The following is a 15,762-nucleotide window of genomic DNA, read 5'->3' as shown; positions in this document are numbered from 1 at the left end:
ATCACTCCTTGGCACCGGTGGATTGGGCACGTTCAAGCAGGAAGGTGAAATCGGCGAAACTGGTGCGCGGGGACTGGGTCACCCGGGTGGTCGCGTTGTTGTGGCACTCCATGCAACTGGATGAAGCTTGCGGCGTAGTGCCCTGGTTGTAGGTTTCCAGCGTGGCGTTGGCCAGGAAGTTCGGCGCAGGCGTGCCCAGCGGGTTGGTCGGCGACGGTACTTTGCAGTCATCGGCGGGGGCGGTTGGCCACTGGGTGCTGATCAACTGGTAGTTGGCCCAGACCGTGCCCTGGAGCGCGCCTTGCCACTGCGCGTTGAGCTGGTGGGTCGCGGCGGTGAGCGGGATTTCCCGTACGATCTGCGATGGTGCGGCCTTCTTCGACGGGTCCCACGGCCGCGCTGGCGGCTCATTCACCGGGCGGTTGCTGGCCTGGGCGTCGTAGAACAGGTAGGGGCCCTTGCGCTCGTTCATCGGTGTGGTCTCTTCCGGCACGTTGCGCACGTGCTCGAAGCTCGACCATACCCACTGCGGCGCTTCTTTGGTCTTGTGCACGATGTGCAGGCCGACCAGCCCGACCTTCTGCGCGCTGCACGACTCGGGGATCACCGCGCCTGTGTTCGGGTCGGTGTTGCCGGGGGTGTAGACCAGGGCGTCGACGGCGTGGAATTCCTGTGGATTGTCGTTGCCGCCAAGTACCTTCCAGGCCGACTTGACCATGATCGCGCCGACCTGCTTGTCATTTTGCGAGCCGCAGGAGAAGGCGATGCGGTTGTCGGCCTTGCTCAGGAACGCTTGCTGACCTTCCTTGCTGTAGAGACCCTTGCTGACGATGTCGTCGAACATCGGCTGGTTGACCATGATCGCGTTGCGCGTGTAGGTGCCGTTCTGGTCCACCAGCGGGCCGGTCTTGAACGGCTGGATGAATTCGTCGAGCACACCGGCGACCTTGCCCATCTGTTGCAGCACGGGCAGGTTCCCCTTGCCTTGGCAGGCGGCGGGTGGCGGCGTGTGCTGGTCCCAGGCGAGCGGCTTCTGGCCTTGGGGTAGGAAAATCGCGTAGCTCTCTTTCCACGACTCCCAAACCGTCTGCCCCGGCGCGCCGATTTTCGCCGAGGTGTTGGCGCTGCCGTCGGCGTTGGCGGGCCAGTTCAGGGCGACGAAAGTCTGCCACGACAGCACGTCGAAATCGTGTTGCAGGCTGTCCAGGGTGATGGGGGAGTTGGTCGTGACGTCGAAGGGAATCGCAGGTGACAGCACGGGTGGTGTGGCCGCATCGGCCATGGCGAGCGCGCTGGTGAAGCTTGCACCCAGGCACGCCAACCGTTTCAGGGTTATTTTCATTATCGTCTCCTCAGCAGGTAACGCGTCGGGACGATGAGGCGTACTGGCCCTTCATGGACCGAATATTCAGCGTTATTCCTGACGCTAGGCTGAAGGCTAGCCGTTGCGTCAGGCCCCTCAGGAATATCCGACTAAAGGTAGGGATAAGCAGGATCGTCGCACGGCGGCAGATGCACGCGCAGGCGATGGAGCAAGGTGCGGCAGGGGAATCGGATTTTGCCTTCAGGCGCTGCGTTATCGTTTGAGTTTTTCGCGAGCAAGCTCGCTCCTACAGAAGTGCCATATTCGGGTGTTATGGTTGGCGCTGACGATGGAGGACTGAACATGACATTGACTGTCGACACCTTGCTCGAATTGGCCATGGCTAACCCGATCAATGCGCAAATCACCGCGCGCCTGCCGGATCTGGGTGTGCAGCAGTGCATGCTCACGGCGGGCTGCCTGTTCCAGGCGGTGTGGAACCATCAGGCGAATCTGCCGGCTGCTCAGGGCGTGAAGGACTACGACGTTTTTTACTTTGATGAGGATGTGTCCTACGAGGCGGAGGACGCGGTGATTCGCCGAGCACAGGCGCTATTTGAGGACCTGGGCGTGAATGTAGAGGTCAAGAATCAGGCGCGGGTGCACCTTTGGTATGGGCAGCGGTTTGGCCGGCCTTATCCGCAGTTGTATTCGGCTCGGCAGGGGGTTGACCGTTACCTGGTGGCGGGTACGTGCATTGCGTTGGATATTGCCTCGGGCGAGGTGTATGCGCCTTATGGCTTGGAGGATGTGGAGCAGGGTGTCTTGCGCATCAACCCTTTGCATCCGGAGCCGGAGCTGTTTTTGCACAAGGCCAGGAGTTATCAGGCGCGTTGGCCGTGGCTCAAGATTGTCGAGCCTGGCTGAGCCCCAATGCCGGTCAGTTAAGACGCTGCGCTGTCCTGTGGCGAGGGAGCTGATTGTCTGCGCTATCTTAGGCCAGTAACCCGCCCAGTACACCGCAACCTATTACTACCAGCCATGGCGGCAGCTTCCACACCATCAACGCGACCAGTGCGAGTAGCGCCAACGCCACGTCATACACATTGAAAATCGCGCTGGTCCACACCGGCTGGTACAGCGCCGCCAACAACAGGCCAACCACCGCCGCGTTCACCCCGGCCAGCGCCGCCTGGGTGCGCGGGCTGCTGCGCAGGTTGGCCCAGAAGGGCAAGGCGCCGAAGATCAGCAGGAACGACGGTGCGAAGATCGCCAGCAGGGCGATCACGCCGCCAAGCCAGCCGCTCGGGGCATGGGTCATGGAGGCGCCGAGGAAGGCGGCGAAGGTGAACAGCGGGCCGGGCACGGCCTGGGTGGCGCCGTAGCCAGCGAGGAATACATCGTTGCTGACCCAGTCGCTGGGTACCACTTCGGCTTGCAGCAACGGCAACACCACGTGGCCGCCGCCGAATACCAGCGCGCCGCTGCGGTAGAAGGCGTCCACCAGCGCCAGCGTGGGGTTGAGCGCCCACGCGGCGAGGAGTGGCAAGGCCAGCAGCAACAACAAAAACAGCATCAACCACAGCGCTCCGGTGCGGCGGCTGATGGCGATGGGCAGCGCGTCGGGCTCGGCACTGCTCTCGGGTTTGAACAGCAACAGGCCGGCCACGCCTGCGACCACCATGACTCCGACTTGAGCCCAGGCGGAGGGTTGCAGCAGCACCACGCACGCGGCGCTCAACATCAACGCCCCCCGTAAAACGCCTCGGCACAGGTTGCGTGCCATGCCCCATACGGCCTGGGCCACCACCGCTACGGCGACGACCTTGAGGCCGTGCAGCGCGCCAGGGGGGAGGGCGCCGCCATAGTGGGCCAGCCCCAGGGCAAACAGGATCAGGGCGATGGCCGACGGCAAGGTGAACCCCGCCCAGGCTGCCGCCGCGCCCCGGTAACCCGCGCGGGACAGGCCCAACGCGATACCGACCTGGCTGCTGGCCGGGCCGGGCAGGAATTGGCACAGGGCGACCAGTTCGGCATAGCTGCGCTCGCTGAGCCAGCGGCGGCGGCTGACGAACTCTTGGCGAAAATAGCCCAGGTGCGCAATCGGCCCGCCGAAGGAGGTGAGGCCCAGGCGCAGGAAGATCAGGAACACTGACCAGGGGCTGCTGCGGTGATCGGCAAGCTTGGGCAAGGGGGCGTCTCGGGCAACGATGCTGGATGTTGGCGACCATAACCAATTTTCATGACGCGCAGAAGAGCGGGTATTTTGCTGCTCCCATTGAATTTATCCGCGGTTGCTTGAGTCACTCAAAGCAGTGCATTGTTTTTCCATCCACAGGACCTCAAGGACCGACCATGACCTTTTTCATCTTCCTGCTCGCCTGCGCCGCCGCCGCCAGTACCGGCGTGATCTTCAAACCCGGTGCCTGGTACGAATCCCTGGTCAAGCCCAGCTTTACCCCGCCCAATTGGCTGTTCCCGGTGGCATGGACGATCATCTACCTGCTGTTGGCCTGGGCCGGTTACCGCTTGACCCTGATCCCCGGCAGCGAAATGGTGTTGGCCTTGTGGGCGGCGCAGATTGCATTGAACACGCTGTGGACGCCGGTGTTCTTCGGTGCTCATCGGTTGTTCGCCGGGATGGTGATTATCGTGCTCTTGTGGCTCACCGTGGCAGCGATGGTGGTGCTGGCCGTGCGCCTGGATTTGATTACCGGGCTGATCCTGTTCCCGTATCTGGCGTGGCTATGCGTGGCTGCGGCGTTGAACTTCTCGATCCTGCGTAATAATCGCTGATGGCTTACCAGCATTGGCCCGCCAGCGAGCCCGAACTGGCCCAGATGCGCCGCTTCAATCAGAAACTGGCGTGGATGCCGCGCTTTAAAGTCCGCAACCGCGTGACGCCGCGCATGATCCAGGCACTGCTACGCGCCAGCCAGACGTTCAAGAAGGCGCCCGTGGTTGAGCTGAAAAGGCTGGGCACGGTGCCCGTGCGCATCTTGCGCCCCAGTGGCAAGCCCAAAGGCGTGGTGCTGGATATCCACGGCGGTGGCTGGGTGATCGGCAATGCGCAAATGGATGACGACCTTAACCTCGGCATGGTCAACGCGTGCGACGTGGCGGTGGTGTCGGTGGATTATCGGCTGGCGGTGGATACGCCGATCGAAGGGTTGCTGGACGACTGCCTGACGGCTGCGCGCTGGCTCCTGGCGGACTGCCCGGAGTTTGCCGGCCTGCCGGTGTTTTTCGTCGGTGAATCGGCCGGCGGGCACCTGGCGGCGGCCACCTTGTTGGCGCTCAAGCAATGGCCCGAGTTGCTCCAGCGGGTAAGCGGCGCGGTGTTGTATTACGGCGTCTACGATTTGACCGGCACGCCCAGTGTGCGCACGGCCGGGACGGGCACCTTGTTGCTGGACGGTCCGGGCATGGTCCAGGCGCTGCGCCTGCTGACGCCGGGGATCTGCGACGAGGCGCGCCGGCAGCCGCCGTTGTCCCCTTTGTATGGGGACTTTGAGGGGCTGCCGCCAGCGCTGATGTTCGTGGGCGAATTGGACCCGCTCAAGGATGACACCCTGCTTATCGCCGAGCGATGGGCAGCGGTTGAGGCCCATCTGTTGCCGGAAGCGGCCCATGGGTTTATTCATTTTCCGGTGGCGATGGCCGATCGCGTGTTGGCTTACGCTCGCCAGTGGATAACGGCTCGGATCCTTGGCGATGAGCGTTAGTATCGAGGCGGTGCAGGCCGCTGATATTCCCCAGGTGCTGAGCTTCGCTTTGCAGGCGCGTGATGAACTGTTTCCAACGCTCAGTGCCACCGGAGTACCCCAGGATCTGGCGCAGTTTGAAGCCATCTACCTTGAGGGCGGCGGGCGGTTTTTGATTGCCCGTGCCGAAGGTCGAATCGTTGCCGCAGTGGCTTATCGGCCCTACGACGGCCGCTTCCCGCAGTTGAACTACCAGGGGCGCAAGACGGTGGAAGTGGTGCGCCTGTATGTGCTCCCGGCAGTGCGCCGCCTGGGCCTGGCGGGCCGGTTGTACCGCTCGCTGGAGGCGCTGGCGCGGGCGGATGGCGTGGAGGTGATGTACTTGCACACCCATCCGTTTCTGCCCGGCGCGATTGATTTCTGGCGGCGGCAGGGGTTCGAAGTGGTGGATGTCGAGGCCGACCCGATATGGCAGACAACCCATATGCACCGACTTCTGTAGAACCAATGTGGGAGGGGGCTTGCCCCCGATGGCAGTGGGCCAGTCACCGATGTATTTGCTGACACTCCCTCATCGGGGCATAGGTATCTACACAACTTTGGTGCGACGCTGGACCTGTGGCGAGGGAGCTTGCTCCCGTGACGACCGGATAGCCGGCGCTGTTCTAACTGACGCAGCGCGATCCAAATGTGGGAGCTGGCTTGCCTGCGAAGACGGCCTGACAGCCGACCGGGATGTTGGATTTGACCGCGTACATATCCGTTATTTAGGTAACGGCCACTTAGGGTTCCGCCCTGACGGCGGCTCACTTTTGAAAAGCGCAAAAGTAAGCAAAACGCTCTTGCCCCACCACTCGGCACCTCGCTTAGGCTCGGTGTGCCCGTAATCCGACAGGGATTTGGGGGGCCGCCGCCACGCGCCATCCATGGCGCGGGGCGGCTAAACCGGCATCCCTGCCGGTTTACCCCCCAAATCCCTGTCGAATTCCGGCCAGCGTGGTTTAACGGGGCGCCTAAGATCAAAAGCAGATCAAGAGCGACTCGCTTCGCATCGTGGTTACCGTCCGCTGTTACAACCCACGGTTTCAGTTGGAGCGCAGGCGCAGGATCTGCGCACCGTCGAACGGGTCCGTCAGGTAATGCCCCTGCACCCCGAATGTCTCCTGCAAGCGCTGTGGCGTCAGCACCTCCAGCGGTGCGCCCAGCGCCACCAGTTCTCCGCGATCCAGTACGGCCAGGCGATCACAGGTCAACGCCTGATTCAGATCATGCAGCGCAATCAAGGTCGTCACCGGCAAGCCTTGCACGCCTTTGAGGATCGCCAGTTGATGCTGGATATCCAGGTGATTGGTCGGCTCGTCCAGCAACAAAATCTGCGGCCGTTGCGCCAGGGCGCGGGCGATGTGTACGCGCTGGCGTTCGCCGCCAGAGAGGCTGCGCCAGGCGCGTTGGCTCAGGTGGGTAGCATCTACGTCGTGCAGGGCCTGGTGCACGATGGCATCGTCTTCACGCGACCACGGGCTCAACGCAGACAGCCACGGCGTGCGGCCCAGGGCCACGGCGTCGAACACGCGGATGGCGTCGTCGGTGTCGGCCTGTTGCTCCACCACCGCCAGCTGTTGCGCGATGGTGCGGCGCGACAACTCACCGAGCGGCTTGCCACCCAGGCGAACATCGCCGCTGGCCGGCACACGTAATCCAGCCAGCAATTTGAGCAGGGTGGATTTGCCTGAACCATTGGGCCCGACGATCCCGAGGGTTTCACCCAACTGCACGTCCAGGTCAATGTCGCGCAGCAACTGCGCCTCACGCACTTTGAAGCCCAGGCCGCTGCAACTGAGCACGCTCATCGCGCATTCCTCCGGCCAATCAGGATCAGCGCAAACACCGGCGCGCCCACCAATGCGGTCACCACACCTACCGGAATCACCTGGCCCTTGATCAGGGTGCGCGACAGCACGTCCGCAGCGATCAAAAACAGCGCGCCACCCAAGGCGCTGGCCGGCAACAAGCGCGAATGCCCGGTGCCAAGCAACAGGCGCACCGCATGGGGAATCACCAAGCCGACAAACCCGATGGAGCCGACGATGGACACCATCACCGCCGTCACCAGCGCAGCGCAGGCCACCAGCACAAATTGCACGCGGCGCACCGGGATGCCGAGGGAGGCCGCCGAGTCGCTGCCGAAGGTAAACGCATCCAGTGCGCGACGGTGCCACAGGCACACCGCGAGCCCCACGACCGCCACCGGCACCGCCAACCACACCGACGGCCAGCGCACGCCGCTGAGGTTGCCCAGCAGCCAGAACATAATACCGCGGGCCTGTTCGGAGCTGGCCGACTTGGTGATCAGGAACGCGGTCAAGGCATTGAACAACTGCGAGCCGGCGATGCCCGCGAGGATGATCTGCCCGGTACCGCTGGACGAACCGCTGGCCCGCGCCAGCAGCGTCACCAGCGCAAACGCCGCCATCGCCCCCACAAACGCGCCTGCCGACAACGACACCAAACCACCGCCCACGCCAATCAAGGCAACGAGTACCGCGCCGGTTGACGCGCCGGCGCTGATGCCCAGCAGGTACGGATCGGCCAGCGGATTACGCAGCAGCGATTGCAGGATCACGCCGCACGTTGCCAACCCTGCGCCGCAGGCTGCGGCCACCAGGGCCCGGGTGAGCCGATAGTTCCACACCACGCCTTCGTCGATGGGGTCCAGCACGAAGCCCGCGCCCCAGAGTTTATTGGCGAGCACCTGCAGCACCACCTGCGGTTCGATGGCGGTTTCACCGATGGCGACGCCAGCAAGCAGGGCGAGCAACAGCAGCGCCAGGGCGAGTAGGCTGCGCATCATTGGCCCAGGTCGTAGCCGTCGATGGCGGCGGCCAGTTGTTCAAGGCCTTCGAAGGTGCGCAGGCTCGCCTGCAACGCCAGGGCGTCGAGGATGATGATGCGGTTGTTCTTGACCGCGTCCATGTTGCGGGTCACCGGGTCGCTGCGCAGGAAGGCGAGTTTCTTTTCATGGTCGTCGGCCGGGTAGCGGCGGCGGTCCATGCGAGCGATCACCAGGAAGGTGGGGTTGGCCTTGGCGATGGTTTCCCAGCCCACGGCGGGCCACTCTTCATCGGACTGCACGACGTTACGCAGGCCTAGGGTTTGCAGCATGAATTGCGGCACGCCCTTATGGCCGGCTACGTAAGGGTCGCTGGCCATTTCGGCGCTGGAGAACCACACCAGTGCGCTGGCCTGCTTCAAGCCTTTGCCCTGCGCCGTAGCGACGGATTTGGCCAGGCGCGCCTTGAGTTCGTCGGCCAGTTGTTGGCCGCGATCCTGTACGTCGAAAATCTGCGCCAGTTGCTGGAGGCTCTGGTAGATCGTCTCGATGCGAAAGGGCTCCAACCGGGTGCCATCGGCGCCCACCAGGTTGTCCTTGCCTTCGCAGTCGGACGGCAACAGGTAGGTGGGGATCTTCAGTTCATGAAACTGCTCACGGGTGCCGACCACGCCTTGGGGGCCCACCACCCATTCCAGCTCGGCGGCCACCAGTTGCGGGCGCTTGGCGAGTACGGCTTCGAAGCTTGGCTCGTTGTTGGCCAGGCGCTCGATGCGGTCGTCCTGGGCCTTGTACTGCGCCGCCACGTTGTTGAACCACAGCGAAGTGCCGACCACCTTGTCGCCCACGCCCAGGGCGTAGAGCATCTCGGTGGCAGCCTGGCCGATGGTCACGCTGCGGGCGGGGGCGTGCTGGAAGGTCAGGGTGCTGCCGCAGTTTTGCACGGTCAACGGGTACTGAGTGGGCGCGGCTTGCGCCAGGGCACACATACCCAAGCCTGCGATCAGGGCGGTAACGCGTGGCAGCATGAGGCGATCTCCTTGTGAACCGTAGGTGCAGCAGGGGAGGTACGGCTCGGAAATACGCCCATGGACGCTGCTGATGGGCAGGGCCAGGATGTCCTTCCCGGACACCCCGCCGGTTAGTGAATTAGCTGGGCCGGCAGGTCTCCTGACTGATGCGTCGTCGCCTTGCTCCCGCCTTCCCGGACGCGGTCCAGTGGCAGTGGGGAGCAGGCTCGGCATCTACAGTTGCGGGGGCAGTTTCGGTTCACGTCGCGTGCGGCGTTTCGAATTCCCTGTTAGTCCCATACGGGAACCGGCGGCGATATGGTAAGCGATCACACCCTGTAGGCGCGAATCAGAGTCGAATATCTTGCGGCCCGCGGATCAGCGCTTCGATCCGGGTGCCTGTGGCGCGCTCTTCGTTGCTGAACCCGTCGTAGTCGGCCAGGTTGGCGAAGCGGATGCCGGTCAGTTGTTCGATCGCAATCACACTGCGCTGGTAGGTGCGAAGCGGGCCGAATACCAGGTCGAGTTGGCCCAGCTCGCGGCTTTGGTCAATCATGTAGGCGCTGGCGGACGGTTTGCCATCGTCGCTGAGGTAGGCCACTACTTTCCAGAACGCCCTGGGGATTTTTACGCCACGGTAAAGTCGGTCGTCATCGGCGAACACTGGCCCGGTAAATACCGTGGCGCGGGCTTTCCAGCGCTGGGTGTTGTCGAGAATGTAGTCTTCGAGTTCCAGCCAGGTCTTCTGGTTGAAGCCGCTCATCTGGGGCGAGCAGTTGGTGAAGTGAAAGGTGTCGAAGTTGGCGGTGTTCGCCTCGTCGCCCCAGTTGGGGTCCTGGCGCCGTACCAGGTGGCCGCGGTCCAGGCCATTGCCGGCATAGAGGTCTTCACCTGCTTGGGCGTCCAGAGGCAGGCGGCCATCGTAGGCCCAGGCGTCGTTGCTGCGCGTGATGTCCACATGCTTGGCGCCGTCGATATTGACCCCCACGTAGAGCGCCAATCGCCGGGAGCGCGACATGGTGATGGAGAAATGCGTGTAGTCCAGACGCTTGGGTTGCACGTCGCTTGCCAGCGGCTCGCCAACCGTGGGCCATGGCACCACGAAGTCGCTGAGGAAATCGTCGGCATAGCCCGCGCGGTTTTTGAAGTCCTTGGCCGCTGTGACACGCGGCGTCGCGGTTCTGGCTTCCAGCAGGCTGGGGCTGGCTGCGACCAATGGGCGCAGGTCGGCGAGCCTTGGGCGGTGGGAAAGGTCGATTTTGGCTGTGCGGGCGGGCATGGGCATGTTCCTTATGGGCCTCGGATAAACACCACTGAAACACAAACTCATGACAATTTGGCCCAGGTGGCGAACACAGGGCTATCCTGAAAACCGTTACCCGGACGTTCATCACACGCCAAAAAGGAGCCAGCTCATGTGTGTTCGCCAACCGCGCAACCCGATTTTCTGCCTGATCCCACCGTACATGCTCGACCAGATCGCCCGCCACGGGGATAAAGCCCAGCGGGAGGTCGCATTACGCACGCGCGCCAAGGACAGCACGTTCCGCTCGTTGCGTATGGTCGCGGTACCCGCCAAGGGCCCGGCCCGCATGGCGCTGGCCGTGGGCGCCGAGAAACAGCGCTCGATCTACAGCGCCGAAAACACCGACAGCCTGCCTGGCAAGCTGATTCGCGGCGAAGGGCAGCCCGCCAGTGGCGATGCCGCAGTAGACGAAGCCTATGACGGCCTGGGCGCCACCTTCGATTTTTTTGACCAGGTATTCGACCGCAACTCCATCGACGATGCGGGCATGGCGCTGGACGCTACGGTGCACTTCGGCCAGGACTACAACAACGCGTTCTGGAATTCGACCCAGATGGTGTTCGGCGATGGCGACCAGCAGTTGTTCAACCGCTTCACCGTGGCGCTCGACGTCATTGGCCATGAGTTGGCCCATGGCGTGACCGAGGATGAGGCCAAGCTGATGTACTTCAACCAGTCCGGCGCGCTGAACGAGTCGCTGTCGGATGTATTCGGTTCGTTGATCAAGCAGTACGCGCTGAAGCAAACGGCCGAGGACGCCGACTGGTTGATCGGCAAGGGGCTGTTTACCAAAAAGATCAAAGGCACCGCTCTGCGTTCGATGAAAGCCCCGGGCACCGCCTTTGATGACAAGCTGCTGGGCAAAGACCCGCAGCCGGGGCATATGGATGATTTTGTGCAAACCTACGAGGACAATGGTGGCGTGCATATCAATTCCGGCATTCCCAACCACGCGTTCTATCAGGTGGCCACCAAGATTGGCGGGTTCGCCTGGGAGCGTGCAGGGCGGATCTGGTATGACGCACTGCGCGATTCGCGGCTGCGGCCCAATTCCGGCTTTTTGCGTTTTGCGCGTATCACCCATGATATTGCCGGTCAGCTTTATGGCGTAAACAAGGATGAGCAGAAGGCGGTCAAGGCAGGCTGGAAAGCGGTGGGCATTAACGTTTGACGAAGCCGCCTGTGCGGCGAGGAACAGCCATGCGAATTTCAATCAAGGAAAGCGGCGGGGCGGCGTTTTTTCCAGGGTTGGCCAAACCGCGCAGCGTCGAACTGGACGCGTTGCCCGAGCAGGACCAGCAGGAGCTGCGGCAACTGATCGAAGACTCGGGTTTCTTTCGGTTGCCGCAAAGCACTCGCCCTGAACCAGGCAACCCCGGCCAGGTGCATTACACCCTGACAGTGACGGAGGGAGCGCGCGAGCACACGGTCTGTGTGCTCGCGCCGGTAAAACCCCAGGCCCTGGATGGTTTGGTGCAGTGCGTGCGACGACATATTAATTGTTGAGCGCCAAGGCTGGCAGGCTACTTACGATCCAGCCACACCGTCTGGGCATTGCAGAACTCGCGTACACCGAAGTGCGACAGCTCGCGGCCGAACCCGCTTTTCTTCACGCCGCCAAACGCCACCCGAGGGTCCGACACGCTGAACGCGTTGACGAAGACCCCGCCGGTTTCCAGCTGGTCGGCAATCGCTCGCGCCTTTGCCGCGTCGGCCGTGAAGATGCTGGCCGTCAGGCCGAACTCGCTGTCGTTGGCCAGGGCCACGGCGTGCTCGGCGTCGCGGGCGGTGATGATCGACGCCACGGGGCCGAACAGTTCCTGTTTGAACGACGTCATTTGGTCGGTGACGTCGGCCAGGACGGTCGGTTCGTAGTAATTGCCCGCGCCCGCGACTTTATGGCCACCCAACAGCAGCGTGGCGCCTTCTTCCAGGGTCGCCTGGACCTGGCCGTGCAGTTCGTCACGCAGATCAAAACGCGCCATGGGGCCGATATAGGTGGCGGTCGAGGTGGGTTCGCCCATCACCAGGGCGCGGCTGGCTTCCAGGAATTTGGCAGTGAAGGCTTCAACCACGCCCGCTTCGATGATCAAGCGCTTGGCGGCGGCGCAGACCTGGCCGCTGTTCTGGAAGCGGCCGATGACGGCAGCTTGTACGGCGGCGTCGAGGTCGGCGTCGTTGAGCACGATAAACGGGTCGGAGCCGCCCAGTTCCAGCACGCATTTTTTCAACGCGGCCCCGGCCTGTGAGCCGATGGCGATACCGGCGCGCACGCTGCCGGTGAGCGTCACGGCGGCGATGCGCGGGTCGGCGATGGCGGTGGACACGCCGTCCTGGGTCACGTTGATCACTTCAAACACGCCTTCGGCAAAACCGGCTTTGCGCAGCGCTTGCTGGATCAGGTAGGCGCTGCCCATTACGTTGGGCGCATGTTTGAGTACATAGGTGTTGCCGGCGAGCAGGGTCGGCACGGCGCCGCGCAGCACTTGCCACACCGGGAAGTTCCACGGCATCACCGCGAGAATCGGGCCCAGTGGGCGGTATTCGATCCGGGCGCTGCCGTTGTCCACCAGGGTGGGCTCCGGGGCGAGCATGGCCGGGCCGTGGGCGGCGTACCATTCGCTCAGTTGCGCGCACTTTTCGATTTCGGCGCGGGCCTGGGCGATGGGTTTGCCCATTTCCAGGGTGATCATCTGCGCCATGTCTTCAGCTTGCTCACGCAGGGCGGCAGCCAGGGCCAGCAGATAGTCGGCACGCTGGTTCACCGGGGTGTGGCGCCAGGTACGGAAGGCTTCGGTCGCGCGAGTGAGGGCGGCATCCAGTTGTGCTGCGCTTTCATAGGGGTAGCTGGCAACGGTTTCACCGTTGGCGGGGTTGATCGACAAGGCGTGGGTCTGGTGGGAAATAGCGTTGTTCATGGCACCGTCCGGCTGAAAGAGTGAATGATGGCCAGCGTACGGGGCTGTATATTTTCTGGAAACTGAATAATATTAAGCGATACGTTCATGAATGGAGAATGACTTGGATCTGGTGCAGCTGGAAATCTTCAAGGCCGTTGCCGAACAAGGCAGCATCAGCGCCGCCGCGCAGTTGATTCATCGGGTGCCGTCGAACCTCACCACGCGCATCAAGCAACTGGAGCAGGATTTGGGCGTGGAGTTATTCATCCGTGAGAAGAGTCGCTTGCGTTTGTCCCCGGCGGGGTGGAATTTCCTTGGCTACACGCGGCGTATTCTCGATCTGGTACAGGAAGCCCGCGCCACGGTGGCGGGGGAGGAGCCCCAGGGCGCCTTTGCCTTGGGCTCGCTGGAGAGCACGGCGGCCGTGCGTATCCCGGCGTTACTAGCGGCGTATAACCAGCAATACACCAAGGTGGAGTTGGACCTGAGTACGGGCCCCTCGGGCACCATGATCGAAGGCGTACTGTCGGGCCGGCTGACGGCGGCCTTTGTTGATGGCCAGGTGCTGCATTCCACGCTGGAGGGTGTGGCGGTGTTTGAGGAGGAGATGGTGGTGATTGCGCCACTGCATCACGCGCCGATCACCCGCGGCCAGGATGTGAATGGCGAGAACATCTATACGTTTCGCTCCAACTGCTCGTACCGGCATCACTTCGAACGCTGGTTCTCACAGGATGGCGCGGTGCCGGGCAGGATCTTCGAGATCGAGTCGTACCATGGCATGTTGGCCTGTGTCAGCGCCGGGGCCGGGCTGGCGCTGATGCCGCGCAGTATGCTGGAGAGTATGCCGGGGTGTGCGGCGGTGAGCGTGTGGCCGCTGCCCGACACATTCCGTATCTTGAATACCTGGCTGATCTGGCGGCGGGGCACGGTATCGCAGAGTTTGAACAGCTTTGTAAAACTGCTGGAAGAACGCAATCTACCAGCACCGTAGATCAAATGTGGGAGCTGGCTTGCCTGCGATAGCGGCGGTTCAGTTAAAGATTCATTGAATGACACACCGCTATCGCAGGCAAGCCAGCTCCCACAGGTGTCTTACATCAGCCGCCAAATTGCAGGGTGCCCATCGCCAGTTTGGCCATGATCGCCGTTGCACCCAGTTGCACCAGCCATAAAGCCAACCCTCCAAGAAATACACCTAACGCCACTTGCAGCACCAAACTTTTCTGGCGCTTGGCTTGCGGTGCGCGTGGGGCGTAGTCGTGCAATTCGTCGCGGTCGGCGCGCAGATCCAGGTCATCGTTTCTCATAGGGTTCTCGCAGCAAGGAGGCAGTCGGCGTTCAGTCTAGTGTGTTCGCCAATAAAAAGGGGGAAGCCATTGGCTTCCCCCTTCGTCTAACGCTTGCCGGCTTACAGCACCTCGACAATCGCCTTGGTTACCGCGCCAATGTTCGACTGGTTCAGCGCCGCTACACAGATACGCCCGGTATCCAGTGCATAGATGCCAAACTCGGTACGCAGGCGGGTGACTTGCTCAACGGTCAGGCCGGAGTAGGAGAACATCCCGCGCTGGCGACCGACGAAGCTGAAGTCATGACCTGGCGCAGCCTTGGCCAGCTCGGCCACCATCTGCTCGCGCATACCGCGGATGCGCAGGCGCATTTCGGCCAGTTCGGCTTCCCATTGGGCGCGCAGCTCAGGGTTGTTCAACACTGCGGCAACGATGGCTGCGCCGTGGGTTGGCGGGTTGGAGTAGTTGGTGCGGATCACGCGCTTGACCTGGGACAGGATGCGCGCGCTTTCTTCCCTGGACTCGCTGACGATCGACAGCGCGCCTACGCGTTCGCCATACAGCGAGAACGACTTGGAGAACGAGCTGGACACAAAGAAGGTCAGGCCCGACTCAGCGAACAGGCGCACTGCGGCGGCGTCTTCGTCGATGCCGTCGCCAAAGCCCTGATAGGCCATGTCGAGGAACGGCACCAGGTTCTTGGCCTTGACCACGTCCAGCACGTCTTGCCAGTCGGCCGGGCTCAGGTCGACGCCGGTCGGGTTGTGGCAGCAGGCGTGCAGCACCACGATGGACTGTGGTGGCAGGGCGTTGAGGTCTTCGAGCAGACCGGCGCGGTTCACGTCATGGGTGGCCGCGTCGTAGTAACGGTAGGTCTGCACCGGGAAACCGGCTTTTTCGAACAGCGCCTGGTGGTTTTCCCAGCTTGGGTCGCTGATGGCAACAACGGCGTCGGGCAGCAGTTGCTTGAGGAAGTCGGCGCCGATTTTCAGCGCGCCAGTGCCGCCGACGGCCTGGGCGGTAATCACACGGCCGGCACTCAGCAGGGGCGACTGCGCACCAAACAGCAGCTTCTGCACGGCCTGGTCGTAGGCCACGATACCGTCGATCGGCAAGTAGCCACGGGCGGCGTGTTGCGCCACGCGAATGGCTTCCGCATCGGCAACGGCACGCAAGAGTGGAATTTTCCCCTCCTCGTTGCAGTAAACGCCCACGCCAAGGTTGACCTTGGTGGTTCGTGTATCGGCGTTGAATGCTTCGTTGAGGCCCAGGATAGGATCGCGTGGTGCCATTTCGACAGCGGAGAACAGGCTCATTTTTGCGGCAGCTCTATGGGGGAAGGGAGGGACGTGTCGCGCTCCAGCCGAATGCACTAGAGCGGTGCACAAACGGGGAGCTAGTATAGAGGCCATCACCG

At 62.8% G+C, this 15,762-nt stretch carries 16 protein-coding genes and 1 riboswitch; of the genes, 7 read left to right on the top strand and 9 right to left on the bottom strand.

The genetic code is table 11. The features are described from left to right. Nucleotide 1 precedes the first annotated feature (1 nt). Nucleotides 2–1,342, bottom strand: a complete 1,341-nt coding sequence (locus PSEBG33_RS09075) for a hypothetical protein (protein ID WP_005789805.1) — start codon at nt 1,340–1,342, stop codon at nt 2–4. 324 nt (nt 1,343–1,666) lie between these two features. On the opposite strand from PSEBG33_RS09075, the gene PSEBG33_RS09080 reads away from it, so the two are divergent. Then, the gene (locus PSEBG33_RS09080; RefSeq protein ID WP_005789804.1) at nt 1,667–2,230 is read left to right on the top strand and encodes a nucleotidyltransferase family protein; all 564 of its coding nucleotides are present in this window, start codon (nt 1,667–1,669) and stop codon (nt 2,228–2,230) included. A gap of 67 nt (nt 2,231–2,297) precedes the next feature. Here the strand turns inward: PSEBG33_RS09080 and chrA are convergent, their stop codons facing one another. Further along, on the bottom strand, nt 2,298–3,494 hold the full coding sequence (gene chrA, locus PSEBG33_RS09085; protein WP_005789803.1) for a chromate efflux transporter: 1,197 nt from the start codon (nt 3,492–3,494) through the stop codon (nt 2,298–2,300). Nucleotides 3,495–3,658: 164 nt separating this feature from the next. Here chrA and tspO point away from each other — a divergent pair, with 164 nt between their 5' ends. The 3 genes from tspO to PSEBG33_RS09100 are packed head-to-tail and all read left to right on the top strand — an operon-like array spanning nt 3,659 to nt 5,509. Further along, nucleotides 3,659–4,099: a tryptophan-rich sensory protein TspO gene (tspO, locus tag PSEBG33_RS09090; protein WP_003192600.1), complete on the top strand. Its 441-nt coding sequence runs from the start codon at nt 3,659–3,661 to the stop codon at nt 4,097–4,099. Beyond that, nucleotides 4,099–5,028, top strand: a complete 930-nt coding sequence (locus tag PSEBG33_RS09095; RefSeq protein ID WP_005789802.1) for an alpha/beta hydrolase — start codon at nt 4,099–4,101, stop codon at nt 5,026–5,028. Before tspO ends, PSEBG33_RS09095 begins: the two co-directional genes overlap by 1 nt. Further along, on the top strand, nt 5,018–5,509 hold the full coding sequence (locus PSEBG33_RS09100) for a GNAT family N-acetyltransferase (RefSeq protein ID WP_005789801.1): 492 nt from the start codon (nt 5,018–5,020) through the stop codon (nt 5,507–5,509). Before PSEBG33_RS09095 ends, PSEBG33_RS09100 begins: the two co-directional genes overlap by 11 nt. A gap of 583 nt (nt 5,510–6,092) precedes the next feature. Here the strand turns inward: PSEBG33_RS09100 and PSEBG33_RS09105 are convergent. The 4 genes from PSEBG33_RS09105 to PSEBG33_RS09120 all read right to left on the bottom strand — a co-directional run bounded on the left by PSEBG33_RS09105 (nt 6,093) and on the right by PSEBG33_RS09120 (nt 10,126). Beyond that, nucleotides 6,093–6,857: an ABC transporter ATP-binding protein gene (locus tag PSEBG33_RS09105; RefSeq protein ID WP_005789799.1), complete on the bottom strand. Its 765-nt coding sequence runs from the start codon at nt 6,855–6,857 to the stop codon at nt 6,093–6,095. Then, entirely contained in the window at nt 6,854–7,858 is a 1,005-nt protein-coding gene (locus PSEBG33_RS09110; RefSeq protein ID WP_005789798.1) for a FecCD family ABC transporter permease, read from the bottom strand. The genes PSEBG33_RS09105 and PSEBG33_RS09110 overlap by 4 nt, the downstream gene beginning before the upstream one ends. Beyond that, a complete protein-coding gene (locus tag PSEBG33_RS09115) occupies nt 7,855–8,865 on the bottom strand; it encodes an ABC transporter substrate-binding protein (protein WP_005789796.1) in 1,011 nt (336 codons plus the stop codon). The genes PSEBG33_RS09110 and PSEBG33_RS09115 overlap by 4 nt, the downstream gene beginning before the upstream one ends. 114 nt (nt 8,866–8,979) lie before the next feature. Then, nucleotides 8,980–9,174: riboswitch (cobalamin riboswitch) on the bottom strand. 22 nt (nt 9,175–9,196) lie between these two features. Then, the gene (locus tag PSEBG33_RS09120; RefSeq protein ID WP_032803649.1) at nt 9,197–10,126 is read right to left on the bottom strand and encodes a DNA/RNA non-specific endonuclease; all 930 of its coding nucleotides are present in this window, start codon (nt 10,124–10,126) and stop codon (nt 9,197–9,199) included. A 136-nt stretch (nt 10,127–10,262) separates the two neighbouring features. Between PSEBG33_RS09120 and PSEBG33_RS09125 the strand changes: the two genes are divergently transcribed. After that, the gene (locus PSEBG33_RS09125) at nt 10,263–11,324 is read left to right on the top strand and encodes a M4 family metallopeptidase (RefSeq protein ID WP_005789792.1); all 1,062 of its coding nucleotides are present in this window, start codon (nt 10,263–10,265) and stop codon (nt 11,322–11,324) included. 29 nt (nt 11,325–11,353) lie between these two features. Beyond that, nucleotides 11,354–11,659, top strand: coding sequence for a protealysin inhibitor emfourin (locus PSEBG33_RS09130; RefSeq protein WP_005789790.1), 306 nt, complete (start codon nt 11,354–11,356; stop codon nt 11,657–11,659). Between the two features lie 17 nt (nt 11,660–11,676). Here the strand turns inward: PSEBG33_RS09130 and PSEBG33_RS09135 are convergent, their stop codons facing one another. After that, nucleotides 11,677–13,071, bottom strand: coding sequence for an aldehyde dehydrogenase family protein (locus PSEBG33_RS09135; RefSeq protein WP_005789788.1), 1,395 nt, complete (start codon nt 13,069–13,071; stop codon nt 11,677–11,679). Between the two features lie 103 nt (nt 13,072–13,174). On the opposite strand from PSEBG33_RS09135, the gene ptrR reads away from it, so the two are divergent. Then, nucleotides 13,175–14,047: a putrescine utilization regulator PtrR gene (gene ptrR, locus PSEBG33_RS09140; RefSeq protein WP_005789786.1), complete on the top strand. Its 873-nt coding sequence runs from the start codon at nt 13,175–13,177 to the stop codon at nt 14,045–14,047. Nucleotides 14,048–14,153: 106 nt separating this feature from the next. Here the strand turns inward: ptrR and PSEBG33_RS09145 are convergent, their stop codons facing one another. Continuing rightward, on the bottom strand, nt 14,154–14,363 hold the full coding sequence (locus PSEBG33_RS09145; RefSeq protein ID WP_005789784.1) for a hypothetical protein: 210 nt from the start codon (nt 14,361–14,363) through the stop codon (nt 14,154–14,156). A gap of 101 nt (nt 14,364–14,464) precedes the next feature. Then, nucleotides 14,465–15,661 carry an amino acid aminotransferase gene (locus PSEBG33_RS09150; RefSeq protein WP_005789782.1) on the bottom strand — a complete coding sequence of 399 codons (1,197 nt, stop codon included), beginning with the start codon at nt 15,659–15,661 and terminating at the stop codon, nt 14,465–14,467. Nucleotides 15,662–15,762: the final 101 nt, after the last annotated feature.

Source organism: Pseudomonas synxantha BG33R (genome assembly GCF_000263715.2).
Classification (GTDB): Bacteria; Pseudomonadota; Gammaproteobacteria; order Pseudomonadales; family Pseudomonadaceae; genus Aquipseudomonas; species Aquipseudomonas synxantha_A.
The sequence above is the reverse complement of the archived record's forward strand: the minus strand, read 5'-3'. Positions and strand labels throughout refer to the sequence as shown.

What these genes read in the sequence shown, in the direction of transcription:
- PSEBG33_RS09075 (WP_005789805.1), bottom strand. Translation starts at nt 1,342, where the DNA reads ATGAAAATAACCCTGAAACGGTTGGCGTGCCTGGGTGCAAGCTTCACC.
- PSEBG33_RS09080 (WP_005789804.1), top strand. Translation starts at nt 1,667, where the DNA reads ATGACATTGACTGTCGACACCTTGCTCGAATTGGCCATGGCTAACCCG.
- tspO (WP_003192600.1), top strand. Translation starts at nt 3,659, where the DNA reads ATGACCTTTTTCATCTTCCTGCTCGCCTGCGCCGCCGCCGCCAGTACC.
- PSEBG33_RS09095 (WP_005789802.1), top strand. Translation starts at nt 4,099, where the DNA reads ATGGCTTACCAGCATTGGCCCGCCAGCGAGCCCGAACTGGCCCAGATG.
- PSEBG33_RS09100 (WP_005789801.1), top strand. Translation starts at nt 5,018, where the DNA reads ATGAGCGTTAGTATCGAGGCGGTGCAGGCCGCTGATATTCCCCAGGTG.
- PSEBG33_RS09105 (WP_005789799.1), bottom strand. Translation starts at nt 6,857, where the DNA reads ATGAGCGTGCTCAGTTGCAGCGGCCTGGGCTTCAAAGTGCGTGAGGCG.
- PSEBG33_RS09110 (WP_005789798.1), bottom strand. Translation starts at nt 7,858, where the DNA reads ATGATGCGCAGCCTACTCGCCCTGGCGCTGCTGTTGCTCGCCCTGCTT.
- PSEBG33_RS09115 (WP_005789796.1), bottom strand. Translation starts at nt 8,865, where the DNA reads ATGCTGCCACGCGTTACCGCCCTGATCGCAGGCTTGGGTATGTGTGCC.
- PSEBG33_RS09120 (WP_032803649.1), bottom strand. Translation starts at nt 10,126, where the DNA reads ATGCCCGCCCGCACAGCCAAAATCGACCTTTCCCACCGCCCAAGGCTC.
- PSEBG33_RS09125 (WP_005789792.1), top strand. Translation starts at nt 10,263, where the DNA reads ATGTGTGTTCGCCAACCGCGCAACCCGATTTTCTGCCTGATCCCACCG.
- PSEBG33_RS09130 (WP_005789790.1), top strand. Translation starts at nt 11,354, where the DNA reads ATGCGAATTTCAATCAAGGAAAGCGGCGGGGCGGCGTTTTTTCCAGGG.
- PSEBG33_RS09135 (WP_005789788.1), bottom strand. Translation starts at nt 13,071, where the DNA reads ATGAACAACGCTATTTCCCACCAGACCCACGCCTTGTCGATCAACCCC.
- PSEBG33_RS09145 (WP_005789784.1), bottom strand. Translation starts at nt 14,363, where the DNA reads ATGAGAAACGATGACCTGGATCTGCGCGCCGACCGCGACGAATTGCAC.
- PSEBG33_RS09150 (WP_005789782.1), bottom strand. Translation starts at nt 15,661, where the DNA reads ATGAGCCTGTTCTCCGCTGTCGAAATGGCACCACGCGATCCTATCCTG.